The following is a 12,433-nucleotide window of genomic DNA, read 5'->3' on the forward strand; positions in this document are numbered from 1 at the left end:
CCTTGAATCGATCAGTACTCAGCACTGATCAGCTGTTAGAAGGGTATGTGTCCCCTTCGTCTAGTGGCCTAGGACACCGCCCTTTCACGGCGGTAACAGGGGTTCGAGTCCCCTAGGGGACGCCACGTTTACCCGCTATGCGGGATTTTTAAGGGTCATTCAATCATTGAATGGCCCTTTTGTTTTTCTGGCGTCCGGCCAACTCTTACTTTCTTCCTCAGCCTGCACTTCTGACCGGCGGTCACACTGGCGACTTGCGGAAAATTATTATGAGAATAATATTTTGTCCGTAATATTCGGAGGCAACGATGAACGATAAAAAAGCTCAAACCCGCGAACGTATTCTCCAGGCTGCCAGTTCGGCGTTGATCCAGCGCGGCCCGGCCGAACCGAGTGTGGGTGAGGTGATGGGGGCTGCCGGGCTGACGGTGGGTGGCTTCTATGCGCACTTCGAGAGCAAGGATGCGCTGATGCTTGAGGCGTTCACCCAATTACTCGCCCACCGACGTGGCTTGCTCGATGAGATGGATGCAGGTTTGAGTGGTGAAGAGCGCAGGGCGCTGACGGCAGCGTTCTATCTATCGCGCAAGCACCGCGACTCCACTGAGCAGGCCTGCCCGATTCCGGCATCGGTGGGTGAGCTGGGGCGGCTTCCAGAGAGTTTTCGCAAGGCTTTGAGCGAGCATATGGAGCTGATGGTTGCGCAGTTGGCCGCCAGTCCCGAAGACACGGACAAAGCCCTGGCAGATATGGCGCTGATGGTTGGCGGGCTGTCCCTGGCGCGTGCTCTGGGGCCAGGTGAGTTGTCCGATCGTCTGCTGCGTGCCGCCAAGTCGGCAGTTCTATGACCTGAAGTTCGGTTGCGAGGTAGTGGGTGATGAGCGGATTGAGCTGGATTCGTGGTGTCAATGGCACTCTGGGCTGGGTAGCTCCTCAGTGGGCGGCGAATCGGATGCGCCAGTTGTTCATGACTCCCCGTGAGCTGCCGCCCCGAGAGTGGGAGTTACCCCTGCTGGAGTGTGCTGAGCGTCTGACCTTGCGCTTTGGTCTTTCTGCCTTGCGTTGGGGGCAGGGGCCGACAGTGTTGCTGATGCATGGCTGGGAAGGGCGACCCACTCAATTTGCCAGCCTGATCGAGGCGCTGGTGGCGGCTGGTTATACCGCAGTAGCGCTGGATGGTCCTGCTCACGGCCGCTCTCCGGGAGATGAGGCCAATGTGGTGTTGTTTGCCCGAGCGATGTTGGAAGCTGCGGCGGAATTGCCGCCCTTGCGCGCAGTGATTGGCCACTCCATGGGCGGTGCCAGCGCCATGCTCGCTGTGCAGTTGGGGCTGCGCACCGAAACCCTGGTCAGTATCGCCGCGCCGGCTCGGATTCTTGGTGTGTTGCGAGGTTTCGCCCGCTACATGCGCTTGCCGCCCAGGGCGCGCTCGGCCTTTATCCGTCAAGTGGAGAAGGATGTGGGGATGCGCGCGGCGACCCTGGACGTGGCTCAATATCAGTTGGAGATGCCTGGCCTGATCATTCATGCCGAAGATGATCGGTTTGTATCGGTCAAGGAGTCGGAATTGATCCACCAGGCCTGGTTCGACAGTCGCTTGCTGCGCTTGAGTGAGGGTGGTCATCAGCGGGTATTGGCTGACCCCCGAGTGATCGATGCCGTGATTACCCTGGTCACCGGACGCCATCTCCAGGCGCGCCAATCGGCCTGAGCATCCGTTACACTGCCCCGGTCAAAAATCTGACCGGGAGTTGGGCATGAGTTGGGATCTGGCAACGCCATTCGTTATCGATCTGCAGGTAGTGGCCGAGGATATCGATGGCCTGGGGCACGCCAACAATGCGGTCTACGTGACTTGGCTGGAGCGTTGCGCCTGGCGTCATTCGCAACGACTCGGGCTGGATCTGGCCGAGTACCGTCGCCTGGATCGGGCGATGGCCGTGGTACGGCATGAGATCGACTACCTGGCCGCGGCTTACGAAGGGGATGAGTTGCAACTGGCCACCTGGATCGTCGATTGGGACCAGCGTCTGAAGATGACTCGACGTTTCCAGCTGGTCCGTCCGAGCGATGGCACTACCTTGTTGCGGGCCCAAACCACCTTTGTCTGCATCGAGCTGTCCAGCGGCAAGCCCAAGCGCATGCCCACCGAATTCCTTGAGGGCTACGGTCCGGCCCTGCAGGGCTCGTGATCACCTTTCCCTCTCCGTAGGAACTGGCTTGCCGGCGAAGACGTATTCATGGGGGGCGGCAGGGTCCATTCGCTGGCTAGCGCAACGTCCCCAGGCCGTTCCTACAAAACTCCTGTTGTCGGGTGAAACCCAGTAAACTGGCGGACGTTTTTTCGCCTGATTTTTCGTTGAGTGTGTTTCATGCAAATTGCCTTGGCGCCCATGGAGGGGTTGGTCGACAACATCCTGCGGGATGTATTGACTCGTGTTGGCGGGATCGACTGGTGTGTCACCGAGTTCATCCGCGTCAATGACCGTCTACTGACGCCTGCCTATTTCCACAAGCTTGCCCCCGAGTTACTGCAAGGCGCGCACACTGCTGCCGGCGTGCCTTTGCGCGTGCAGTTGCTGGGGTCCGATCCGGTGTGCCTGGCGGAAAATGCCGCGTTGGCCTGCGAGCTGGGCAGCGAGGTGATCGACCTGAACTTCGGTTGTCCGGCCAAGACCGTCAACAAGTCCCGGGGCGGTGCGGTGCTGCTTAAGGAGCCCGAACTGCTGAATCAGATTGTCGAGCATGTGCGGCGAGCAGTGCCCGCGCATATCCCGGTCACGGCAAAAATGCGCCTGGGTTTCGATAGTCCGGACGGTTCGCTGGTGTGCGCTACGGCGCTGGCCGAGGGCGGCGCGGAGCATATCGTGGTTCACGCACGGACCAAGGTCGATGGCTACAAGCCGCCGGCCCACTGGGAGTGGATTCCACGGGTGCAGGACGTGGTCAAGGTGCCGGTGTTCGCCAACGGCGATATCTGGAGCGTCGAGGATTGGCGGCGCTGTCGGGAGATCAGTGGCGTGGAGGACATCATGCTCGGTCGTGGGCTGGTCTCGCGTCCGGATCTGGCCCGGCAGATCGCTGCGGCTCGGGCGGGAGAGGAGGTGGTGGAAATGTCCTGGGCTGATCTGCAGCCCATGCTCCAGGACTTCTGGGCCCAGGTGGTGGTGCAACTGACACCCCGTTCGGCGCCGGGCCGTCTCAAGCAATGGCTGGCCATGCTGACCCGCAACTATCCGGAGGCAGTTGAGCTGTTTACCGCCCTGCGTCGGGAAACCGATCTGGATCAGGTGGGGCGGCTGTTGGGCATGCCCCACAGCGAGGCGGCGTAAAAAATTCAAAAAGCGCCTCTTGAAATGTCAGGGCCTATCCCTATCTCTTGGGTACGCGACGCCGAATTCGGGTCGCGGAGATAACCACTCGCTGACTATCAGGAGAAATACCCATGAGTACTGCATTTTCCTTGGCTCCACTGTTCCGTTCCTCTGTCGGCTTCGACCGTTTCAATGATCTGTTCGAGTCGGCACTGCGTAACGAACCGGGCAGCAGCTACCCACCCTACAACGTTGAGAAACACGCCGATGATGAGTACCGCATCGTCATCGCGGCCGCCGGCTTCCAGGAAGAAGACCTGGAGCTGCAAGTGGAAAAAGGCGTGTTGACCGTGAGCGGTGGCAAGCGTGACGCCAATGAAGGCGTTACCTACCTGCATCAGGGCATTGCCCAGCGGGCATTCAAGCTGTCCTTCCGTCTGGCCGACCATATCGAGGTCAAGGCGGCGGCCCTGAGCAACGGTCTGCTGAATATCGACCTGCTGCGGGTCGTGCCGGAAGAGGCCAAAGCCAAGCGCATCCCGATCAACGGTGCGCAGCAGCCGGCTCTGCAACACTAAGACCGCTGCAAAAAAAAGGGCGCCCTGGTGGCGCCCTTTTTTGTGGCCGTCACTTCAGCAGTTTCATGAACTCGCTCAAGGGCAGCGGCCGGCTGTGCAGGTAGCCCTGGTACAGGTGGCACTCCAGTCCCTGCAGAAACTCCAGTTGCTGCGGTGTTTCCACGCCTTCAGCGATCACCTTCAGGTTCAGGCTGCGAGCCATGGCAACGATAGCTCGGATGATTTCCGCATCGTTGGGGTCGTGGGTCGCATCGCGGACAAATGACTGATCTATCTTCAGGGTGTCTACCGGCAAGCGTTTGAGGTACGTCAGGGAGGAGTAGCCGGTGCCAAAGTCGTCCATGGCAAAACTGACACCGAGTTTTTTCAGTCGACGCATCTTGTTGATGGTGTCATCCAGATTCTGGATCACGATGCCTTCGGTGATCTCCAGCTTCAGCAATGATGAGGGCAGGGCATGGGCGCTCAGGCTGTGTTCGATTCTTTCGACAAAGTCGTTCTGGCGAAACTGTCGTGGGCTGATGTTGACGCACAGACTGAAGTGGTACGGGTCCACCAGGCCTTGTTCGATCAGTTGGCTGAAGGCCAGGCAGGCCTCATCGAGAATCCAGGTGCCCACTTCAAGGATCAGGCCGCTGTCCTCCAGTACCTTGATGAACTCCGTCGGTGATTGCGCCCCCAGCTCCGGGTGCTGCCAGCGCACCAGGGCCTCGGCGCCGACGATGCGGTTGTCGCGGGCATCCACCTGAGGCTGGAAGTGCACGCTGAATTCGCCGCGGGACAGGGCCAGACGCAGGTCGGTTTCCATGCGCAGGCGTTCGCTGGCGGCCTTTTGCATGGTGTTGTGGTACATCTGCGTGGTGTTGCGCCCGGAGTCCTTGGCACGGTAAAGGGCGATGTCGGCGCGCTTGAGCAGGTCGGTGGGGGTCGAACCGTGATCGGGAATCAGCGCCACACCGATGCTGGGGGTGACTTGCAGGCGCTGGCCGTCGAGGAACATCGGTTCCGAGAGCAGCTCGCGCAGGGTTCCCGCCAGTTGCCGAACTTGTTCGCTGACCTCGTTGCGCGAGCCTTCCAGGCCGCTGAGCAGTACCACGAACTCATCGCCGCCCAGGCGCGCGACGGTGTCTTCCATGCGCACGCTGGCTTCCAGTCTGGCGGTGATGATCTTCAGAACGGTATCGCCCACCGGGTGCCCCAGGGAGTCGTTGATGTGCTTGAAGTGGTCCAGGTCGAGGAACAGCAGGGCGCCCCGCAGGTTGTGGCGCTTGAGCAGAGCGATCTGCTGGCTCAGGCGGTCCATCAGCAGGGCGCGGTTGGGCAGGTTGGTCAAGGGATCGTGGTAGGCCAGGTGGCGGATCTGTGCCTGGGCATTCTTCAGCAGGCTGACGTCCCGGGCCGTGAGCAGCAGGCATGGGGTCTCATTGAGGATGATCGGCTCCACCGAGACCTCGAGGGTGAGGATTTCCCCGCGCTTGTTACGCCCGAGCATTTCCAGGTGATGCACCCGGCCCTTGAGCCTGAGCTCCGCCAGCAGCGTGGCGAGCTGGGCTTCTTCGGCCCAGATGCCGACCTGGTACATGGTGCGGCCGAGCACTTCATCGGTGCGGTAGCCGGTCAGGCGGCAGAAGCCGTCGTTGACCTCCAGGTAGCGGCCGGTGTCGCGCTCGGTGATGGTGATGGCGTCGGGGCTGGAGTGGAAGGCCTTGGCGAATTTCTCTTCGCTGGCCTTGAGAGCGGCCTCGGAACGCTGTTGCTGGGTGATGTCTCGCAGTGTGGTGACGATGCACGGCTGCTTGTCGACGGTAATCAGGCGGCTGGAAATGATGCAGGTCAGCGCCTGGCCGTTCTTGTGATTGACCACCACTGCCACGTTGTTCAGTGCCTGTTCGCGAATCACCTGTTCGATGCGCCGCAGGCGCGGGGCGGAGTCTTCCCAGAAGCCGATCTGCTCGGCGCTGCGGTTGATCACATCTTCCTGGGTCCAGCCGAAGGTCTGGGTGAAGCTTGAATTGATCTCGATGAACTGGCCGGTTTCCAGCAGGGTCAGGCAGATAGGGTCTGGGCTGACCTGGAACAGGCTGGCGAATTTCTCCTCGGAAGTGATCAGGCGCTGTTCGCGTTCCACCTGCTCGGTGATGTCCAGCAGCGTTCCGGCCATGCGCAGTGGACTGCCCTGCTCGTCGCGATAAAGGCGGGCGCGGCTCTCCAGGTAGCGCGAGCTGCCGTCCGCCAACTGCACCCGATAGGTCAGTTGGTAGTTGCCCGCAGGGCCTTCTCGCAGGCTGCGATAGGCATCGCGCATGCTGTCGCGTTCTTCAGTGGGTACACCCTCGAAAAAGGCTTCGAAGGATTCATGGAAGGGCGCGGGCTCCAGGCCGTGCAATTGCGCGGCACGGGCCGAGCCATAGAGCATGCCGCTGGGAATGTGCCAATCCCAGGTGCCCAGTTGCGCCGAGTCCAGGGCCAGGTCGAGGCGTTCCTGGCTGTCCTTGAGGGCTTGTTCGGCTCTTTTGCGTTCGCTGGTATCGAGAAAGGTGCTCAGCAGGTAGGGCTTGCCTTCCAGTTCGATTTTCTGCGCGCTGAGAATGCCGTCGTGGATCTGGCCATTGCTGGCGCGGAATTGGACTTCGAGGCTGGCGGCCTGGCCCTTTTTCTGTACGGCCTTGATCAGTTGGGCTCGCTGTTCGGGATTGACCCACAGACCGATCTCCAGGGTGGTGCGGCCTATCACGTGCTCGGCGGGCCAGCCGAACTGGCTTTCGAAGTATTGGTTGGCTTCGCTGATCAGGCCATCTTCCAGGCGGGTCAGCAGCACCATGTTGGGGCACAGGTGGAACAGGGTGGCGAAACGTTTTTCCGAACTGCTGAGGGCCTCCTCCCGCTGGCGTTGGTGGGTGATCTCGCGGATCACCCCGATCATTCGGGGCTTGCCGTGCTTGTCCGGCAGCACGCTGCCGTTGATCTCCAGCCAGTGCAGACTGCCATCGGGCCAGCGAATGCGGTGGTGCATGGCGTGTTCCAGGGGCGCCCCCGCCAGCACCGAGTGAAAAGCCCGCACGGTCCTGGCCCGGTCTTCGATGGGGAGCAGATCGAGGTATTCGAGGTTTTCCGGCAGGGGTTGGCGCGGATCGAAGCCGAACAGTGCCTGAGTGCCCCGGGACCAGCTGATCTGTCCGCTTTCAATATCCCAATACCAGGCTCCCAGTCGTGCGCCATTGAGGGCGGCGAGCAGCTGCGGCGCGCTTTCCCAGCTTTGTTCCGACTCCCGGGGGTCGACAGCATGGATGCGCGGCATGGGTGGAATACGGTCAGCGGGTTTTGGCATGGGTGTCAGGCCTTGAGCTGAGTCATTCGTTTGGCGCGGGATACTCATGACAGTGCGGCGTGGCACGGGCTATACCCGGAAAAGCTATGCCGGGTTCCCTGGCCAATCGACTTGTGCATCCAGTAAGGCCATGAAAGCCCGCGCAGCATTCGACAGCGTCCGTTCGGTATGCAGGATATAGCCTAGCTGGCGTCGCAGCTGTATGCCCGGTAAAGGAATGCGCGCCACTTGATCGTCGAGCATGGTGCGGGGCAGGACGCTCCAGGCCAGACCGATGGAAACCATCATCTTTATAGTTTCCAGGTAGTTAGTGCTCATGGCGATGTTCGGTGTCAGGCCCTGGGCTTCAAACAAGCGTTGGACAATATGGTGAGTAAAGGTATTGCCGCCGGGGAAAACCGCCGGGTGCAGGGCGATGTCCGCCAGGCTGACCTGGCCGTTGCTGACCAGCGGATGCTCCGGAGCTGCGACGAAGTCGAGGGGGTCGTCCCAGACCGCAGTCGCCTTGATCAGGCTGTGGGGCTCGGGCGCCAGGGTGATCACCGCCAGTTCGGCGCGGCCATGGAGAATTTCCTCATAAGCCACTTCGGAATCCAGAAACTGTATGTCCAGGGCCACCTGGGGGTAGCGTCGGGTAAAGGCCCGCAGCAGCGAGGGCAGGCGATGCAGACCAATGTGGTGGCTGGTGGCAAGGGTCAGGCGGCCGCTGACTTCTCCGGTGAGATTGGTCAGGGCGCGGCGGGTGTCGTCCAGCACGTTGATGATCTGGTAGGCCCGGGGCAGCAGCGCGCGTCCGGCTTCAGTCAGGCCGATCTCGCGGCCCAGGCGATCGAACAGCCGTACATTGAGTTGCTGCTCCAGCCCGGCGATACGCTTGCTGATGGCTGGCTGGGTCAGGTGCAGGCGTTCGCCGGCGCCGGAGAAGCTGCCGGTCTCGGCGATGGCGATAAAGGCGTTGAGATTGGCCAGGTCCATGATCGTATTCCAGTTGGTTATCCAAAGCATGAAAAATATGAATTTGAGTTATTTAATCTAACGCCATAGCATCAGCCTCACAAGCCAAGGGGTTATTGATCGGCCGACGATCAGGGCCCGGGGCATAGAAACAAGCTGATGAGGAATGGTCCGATGGCCGGCAAGACGCTCTACGACAAGCTCTGGGATTCGCATTTGGTCAAGCAGCGCGACGATGGTTCGGCGCTGATCTATATCGATCGTCACATCATCCATGAAGTGACCTCGCCGCAAGCGTTCGAAGGCCTGCGTCTGGCCGGGCGCAAGCCTTGGCGCATCGATGCCAACATCGCCACCCCGGACCACAACGTACCGACCACCCCTGAGCGCAAGGGTGGGATCGAAGCGATTGCCGATCAGGTCTCCCGTCTGCAGGTGCAGACCCTCGATGACAACTGTGACGAATACGGCATCGTCGAATTCAAGATGAACGACGTGCGCCAGGGCATCGTCCACGTGATCGGTCCGGAGCAGGGCGCGACCTTGCCGGGCATGACCGTGGTCTGCGGTGACTCCCACACCTCGACCCACGGCGCCTTTGGTGCCCTGGCCCATGGCATCGGCACTTCCGAGGTGGAGCACGTGCTCGCCACCCAGTGCCTGGTGGCCAAGAAGATGAAGAACATGCTGGTGCGCGTGGAAGGCACCTTGCCGTTTGGCGTGACCGCCAAGGACATCGTCCTTGCTGTGATCGGCAAGATCGGCACCGCCGGTGGCAACGGCCACGCCATCGAGTTCGCCGGCAGCGCGATTCGTGAACTGTCCGTTGAAGGCCGCATGACCATCTGCAACATGTCCATCGAAGCCGGTGCCCGTGTCGGGCTGGTGGCGGCGGATGAAAAGACCGTGGCCTACGTCAAGGGTCGTCCATTCGCCCCCAAGGGCGCTGAATGGGATCTGGCCGTCGAGGCCTGGAAAGACCTGGTGTCCGATGCCGATGCCCAGTTCGACACCGTGGTCGAGCTCGACGCCGCGCAGATCAAGCCGCAAGTCAGCTGGGGCACTTCGCCGGAAATGGTTTTGGCCGTGGATCAGAACGTGCCGGACCCAGCCAAGGAAATGGATCTGGTCAAGCGCGACTCCATCGTCCGTGCCTTGAAGTACATGGGTTTGAGCGCCAACCAGGCAATCACCGACATTCAATTGGATCGCGTGTTCATCGGTTCCTGCACCAACTCGCGGATCGAAGACTTGCGTGCCGCGGCGGTGATCGCCAAGGGCCGTAAAGTGGCCTCCACCATCAAGCAGGCGATCGTGGTCCCGGGTTCGGGGCTGGTGAAGGCCCAGGCCGAATCGGAAGGCCTGGACAAGATCTTCCTCGAAGCCGGTTTCGAATGGCGTGAGCCGGGCTGCTCGATGTGCCTGGCGATGAACCCGGATCGCCTGGAGTCCGGTGAGCATTGCGCGTCGACGTCGAACCGCAACTTCGAAGGGCGCCAGGGCGCTGGTGGGCGTACCCACCTGGTCAGCCCGGCCATGGCCGCCGCCGCCGCTGTCAGCGGTCGTTTCGTCGACGTCCGTGAATTGATCTAAGGAGCGCAGCATGAAAGCTTTCACCCAGCACAATGGTTTGGTCGCGCCTTTGGATCGTGCCAACGTAGACACCGACCAGATCATCCCCAAGCAGTTTCTCAAGTCGATCAAGCGCACCGGCTTCGGTCCGAACCTGTTCGATGAGTGGCGCTACCTCGACGTGGGCCAGCCTTACCAGGACAACTCCAAGCGTCCGTTGAACAAGGATTTCGTCCTCAACGCCGAGCGTTACCAAGGGGCCAGCGTGCTGCTGGCGCGGGAGAACTTCGGCTGCGGCTCGAGCCGTGAGCACGCGCCCTGGGCCCTGGAAGAGTACGGTTTCCGCAGCATCATCGCGCCGAGCTATGCCGACATCTTCTTCAACAACAGCTTCAAGAACGGTTTGTTGCCGATCATCTTGAGCGATGCTGAAGTCGACGAGCTGTTCCAGCAGGTCGAAACCACTCCGGGTTACCAGCTGCACATCGACCTCGAGGCACAGACCGTGACCCGTCCCGACGGCAAGGTACTGAAGTTCGAGATTGATGCATTCCGCAAACATTGCCTGCTCAATGGTCTCGACGACATCGGCCTGACCTTGCAGGACGGCGACGCCATTGCCGCCTTTGAAGCCAAGCATCGGGCCAGCCAGCCCTGGTTGTTCCGCGACGCCTGATCGCTTGATCGCCGGCAAGCCGGCTCCTACAGGTTTGTGTTGTAGGAGCAGGCTTGCCAGCGAACGCTGTTCCCCCAGATCAAAAGGACCACAGCATGACCAGCAACGCCCATAGCCAGGTGGTACAGAAGCAGTTCGGTGAGCAGGCCTCGGCCTACCTGAGCAGTGCCGTACACGCTCAAGGCGCCGAATTCGCGCTGCTACAAGCCGAAGTGGCGGGCCAGGGCCATGCCCGAGTCCTGGACCTGGGCTGCGGCGCCGGTCATGTCAGCTTCCACGTTGCGCCGCTGGTCAAGGAAGTGGTGGCCTACGACCTCTCCCAGCAGATGCTGGATGTAGTGTCGGCAGCCGCGCAGGAGCGTAATCTGCACAACGTCCGCACCGTTAAAGGTGCAGCCGAGCGCTTGCCGTTCGCCGACGGCGAGTTCGATTTCGTCTTCAGTCGTTACTCGGCTCACCATTGGAGCGATTTGGGCCTGGCCCTGAGAGAGGTGCGCCGGGTGCTGAAGCCCGGTGGCGTGGCGGCGTTCATTGATGTCTTGTCGCCGGGCAGTCCACTGCTGGACACTTACCTGCAAAGCGTCGAAGTGCTGCGTGATACCAGTCATGTCCGTGACTATTCGGCAGGGGAGTGGTTGCGCCAGGTCAGCGAGGCGGGGCTGCATACCCGCAGTACCGCTCGTCAGCGCCTGCGTCTGGAGTACAACTCCTGGGTCGAGCGCATGCGCACGCCAGAGGTGCTGCGGGTGGCGATTCGCGAGCTGCAGCAGGCGATGGGCAATGAAGTGCGCGAATATTTTGAGATTGAGGCCGATGGTTCGTTCAGTACAGATGTACTGGTGCTGTGGGCCGAGCGATAGAACTTTTCCGGGTGCGCCTGCGGGCGGGCCGACAGAGCAAATGAGGAACGCATGAGCAAGCAGATTCTGATTCTTCCAGGTGACGGTATTGGTCCGGAAATCATGGCCGAGGCGGTCAAGGTGCTGGAATTGGCCAATGACAAGTACAGCCTGGGCTTCGAGCTGAGTCACGACGTCATCGGTGGCGCTGCCATCGACAAGCACGGTGTGCCCCTGGCCGATGAGACCCTGGATCGTGCTCGTGCCGCCGATGCCGTGCTGCTGGGTGCGGTGGGTGGACCCAAGTGGGACAAGATCGAGCGTGACACCCGTCCTGAGCGCGGCTTGCTGAAGATTCGTGCGCAGCTGGGCCTGTTTGGCAACCTGCGCCCGGCGATCCTCTATCCGCAACTGGCCGATGCCTCGAGCCTGAAGCCGGAAATTGTCTCGGGCCTGGATATCCTCATCGTTCGCGAGTTGACCGGCGGCATCTACTTCGGCGCGCCTCGCGGCACCCGTGAGCTGGAAAATGGCGAGCGTCAGTCCTACGACACCTTGCCGTACAGCGAGAGTGAAATCCGCCGTATCGCCCGGGTCGGCTTTGACATGGCACGGGTACGTGGCAAGAAGCTCTGCTCGGTGGACAAGGCCAACGTCCTGGCTTCCAGCCAGCTGTGGCGCGAAGTGGTGGAGCAGGTGGCCCTGGACTACCCGGATGTCGAATTGAGCCACATGTATGTCGACAACGCTGCCATGCAGTTGGTGCGCGCCCCCAAACAGTTCGACGTGATCGTCACCGACAACATGTTCGGCGACATCCTCTCCGATGAGGCTTCGATGCTCACCGGTTCCATCGGCATGCTGCCGTCGGCTTCCCTGGATGCCAACAACAAGGGCATGTACGAGCCTTGCCACGGTTCGGCGCCGGACATCGCCGGCCAGGGTGTTGCCAACCCGCTGGCGACCATCCTCTCGGTGTCGATGATGCTGCGTTACAGCTTCAACCTGAACGACGCGGCGGATGCCATCGAGCAGGCGGTGAGCCGGGTGCTGGATCAAGGTTTGCGCACCGGTGACATCTGGTCGGCCGGTTGCACCAAAGTCGGTACGCAGGAAATGGGCGATGCAGTAGTCGCCGCGCTGCGGAATCTGTAATCTTTCGGGCCCACCGC

Annotated in this window: 11 protein-coding genes and 1 tRNA gene; 10 read left to right on the forward strand and 2 right to left on the reverse strand. The window is 61.2% G+C overall.

Annotated features, from left to right (window positions below; translation table 11 throughout):
• The first annotated feature begins 49 nt into the window (after nt 1-49).
• The 6 genes from FW796_RS29585 to FW796_RS29610 all read left to right on the forward strand — a co-directional run bounded on the left by FW796_RS29585 (nt 50) and on the right by FW796_RS29610 (nt 3,892).
• A tRNA-Glu gene (locus tag FW796_RS29585) sits at nt 50-125 on the forward strand.
• 183 nt (nt 126-308) lie between these two features.
• The gene (locus FW796_RS29590) at nt 309-848 is read left to right on the forward strand and encodes a TetR/AcrR family transcriptional regulator (protein WP_346631708.1); all 540 of its coding nucleotides are present in this window, start codon (nt 309-311) and stop codon (nt 846-848) included.
• A 29-nt stretch (nt 849-877) separates the two neighbouring features.
• The gene (locus FW796_RS29595) at nt 878-1,711 is read left to right on the forward strand and encodes an alpha/beta fold hydrolase (protein ID WP_346631707.1); all 834 of its coding nucleotides are present in this window, start codon (nt 878-880) and stop codon (nt 1,709-1,711) included.
• A 46-nt stretch (nt 1,712-1,757) separates the two neighbouring features.
• On the forward strand, nt 1,758-2,192 hold the full coding sequence (locus tag FW796_RS29600) for an acyl-CoA thioesterase (protein ID WP_346631706.1): 435 nt from the start codon (nt 1,758-1,760) through the stop codon (nt 2,190-2,192).
• A 180-nt stretch (nt 2,193-2,372) separates the two neighbouring features.
• Complete coding sequence (locus FW796_RS29605) at nt 2,373-3,332, forward strand: tRNA dihydrouridine synthase (protein ID WP_346631705.1); 960 nt, start codon at nt 2,373-2,375, stop codon at nt 3,330-3,332.
• Between the two features lie 113 nt (nt 3,333-3,445).
• Entirely contained in the window at nt 3,446-3,892 is a 447-nt protein-coding gene (locus FW796_RS29610) for an Hsp20 family protein (RefSeq protein WP_346631704.1), read from the forward strand.
• A gap of 49 nt (nt 3,893-3,941) precedes the next feature.
• Here FW796_RS29610 and FW796_RS29615 read toward each other — a convergent pair whose 3' ends face one another.
• On the reverse strand, nt 3,942-7,220 hold the full coding sequence (locus tag FW796_RS29615; RefSeq protein WP_346631703.1) for an EAL domain-containing protein: 3,279 nt from the start codon (nt 7,218-7,220) through the stop codon (nt 3,942-3,944).
• Between the two features lie 84 nt (nt 7,221-7,304).
• Nucleotides 7,305-8,195, reverse strand: a complete 891-nt coding sequence (locus FW796_RS29620) for a LysR family transcriptional regulator (protein ID WP_346631702.1) — start codon at nt 8,193-8,195, stop codon at nt 7,305-7,307.
• Nucleotides 8,196-8,348: 153 nt separating this feature from the next.
• On the opposite strand from FW796_RS29620, the gene leuC reads away from it, so the two are divergent.
• The 4 genes from leuC to leuB all read left to right on the forward strand — a co-directional run bounded on the left by leuC (nt 8,349) and on the right by leuB (nt 12,416).
• On the forward strand, nt 8,349-9,767 hold the full coding sequence (gene leuC / locus FW796_RS29625; protein WP_446440533.1) for a 3-isopropylmalate dehydratase large subunit: 1,419 nt from the start codon (nt 8,349-8,351) through the stop codon (nt 9,765-9,767).
• 10 nt (nt 9,768-9,777) lie between these two features.
• On the forward strand, nt 9,778-10,422 hold the full coding sequence (gene leuD, locus FW796_RS29630) for a 3-isopropylmalate dehydratase small subunit (protein ID WP_346631701.1): 645 nt from the start codon (nt 9,778-9,780) through the stop codon (nt 10,420-10,422).
• Nucleotides 10,423-10,517: 95 nt separating this feature from the next.
• On the forward strand, nt 10,518-11,282 hold the full coding sequence (locus tag FW796_RS29635) for a class I SAM-dependent methyltransferase (protein ID WP_346631700.1): 765 nt from the start codon (nt 10,518-10,520) through the stop codon (nt 11,280-11,282).
• A gap of 51 nt (nt 11,283-11,333) precedes the next feature.
• Nucleotides 11,334-12,416: a 3-isopropylmalate dehydrogenase gene (leuB, locus tag FW796_RS29640; RefSeq protein WP_102863665.1), complete on the forward strand. Its 1,083-nt coding sequence runs from the start codon at nt 11,334-11,336 to the stop codon at nt 12,414-12,416.
• Nucleotides 12,417-12,433: the final 17 nt, after the last annotated feature.

The sequence above is a fragment of the Pseudomonas sp. 910_21 genome (assembly GCF_052850735.1).

What these genes read in the sequence shown, in the direction of transcription:
- FW796_RS29615 (WP_346631703.1), bottom strand. Translation starts at nt 7,220, where the DNA reads ATGCCAAAACCCGCTGACCGTATTCCACCCATGCCGCGCATCCATGCT.
- FW796_RS29635 (WP_346631700.1), top strand. Translation starts at nt 10,518, where the DNA reads ATGACCAGCAACGCCCATAGCCAGGTGGTACAGAAGCAGTTCGGTGAG.
- FW796_RS29600 (WP_346631706.1), top strand. Translation starts at nt 1,758, where the DNA reads ATGAGTTGGGATCTGGCAACGCCATTCGTTATCGATCTGCAGGTAGTG.
- leuB (WP_102863665.1), top strand. Translation starts at nt 11,334, where the DNA reads ATGAGCAAGCAGATTCTGATTCTTCCAGGTGACGGTATTGGTCCGGAA.
- leuD (WP_346631701.1), top strand. Translation starts at nt 9,778, where the DNA reads ATGAAAGCTTTCACCCAGCACAATGGTTTGGTCGCGCCTTTGGATCGT.
- FW796_RS29590 (WP_346631708.1), top strand. Translation starts at nt 309, where the DNA reads ATGAACGATAAAAAAGCTCAAACCCGCGAACGTATTCTCCAGGCTGCC.
- leuC (WP_446440533.1), top strand. Translation starts at nt 8,349, where the DNA reads ATGGCCGGCAAGACGCTCTACGACAAGCTCTGGGATTCGCATTTGGTC.
- FW796_RS29620 (WP_346631702.1), bottom strand. Translation starts at nt 8,195, where the DNA reads ATGGACCTGGCCAATCTCAACGCCTTTATCGCCATCGCCGAGACCGGC.
- FW796_RS29605 (WP_346631705.1), top strand. Translation starts at nt 2,373, where the DNA reads ATGCAAATTGCCTTGGCGCCCATGGAGGGGTTGGTCGACAACATCCTG.
- FW796_RS29595 (WP_346631707.1), top strand. Translation starts at nt 878, where the DNA reads ATGAGCGGATTGAGCTGGATTCGTGGTGTCAATGGCACTCTGGGCTGG.
- FW796_RS29610 (WP_346631704.1), top strand. Translation starts at nt 3,446, where the DNA reads ATGAGTACTGCATTTTCCTTGGCTCCACTGTTCCGTTCCTCTGTCGGC.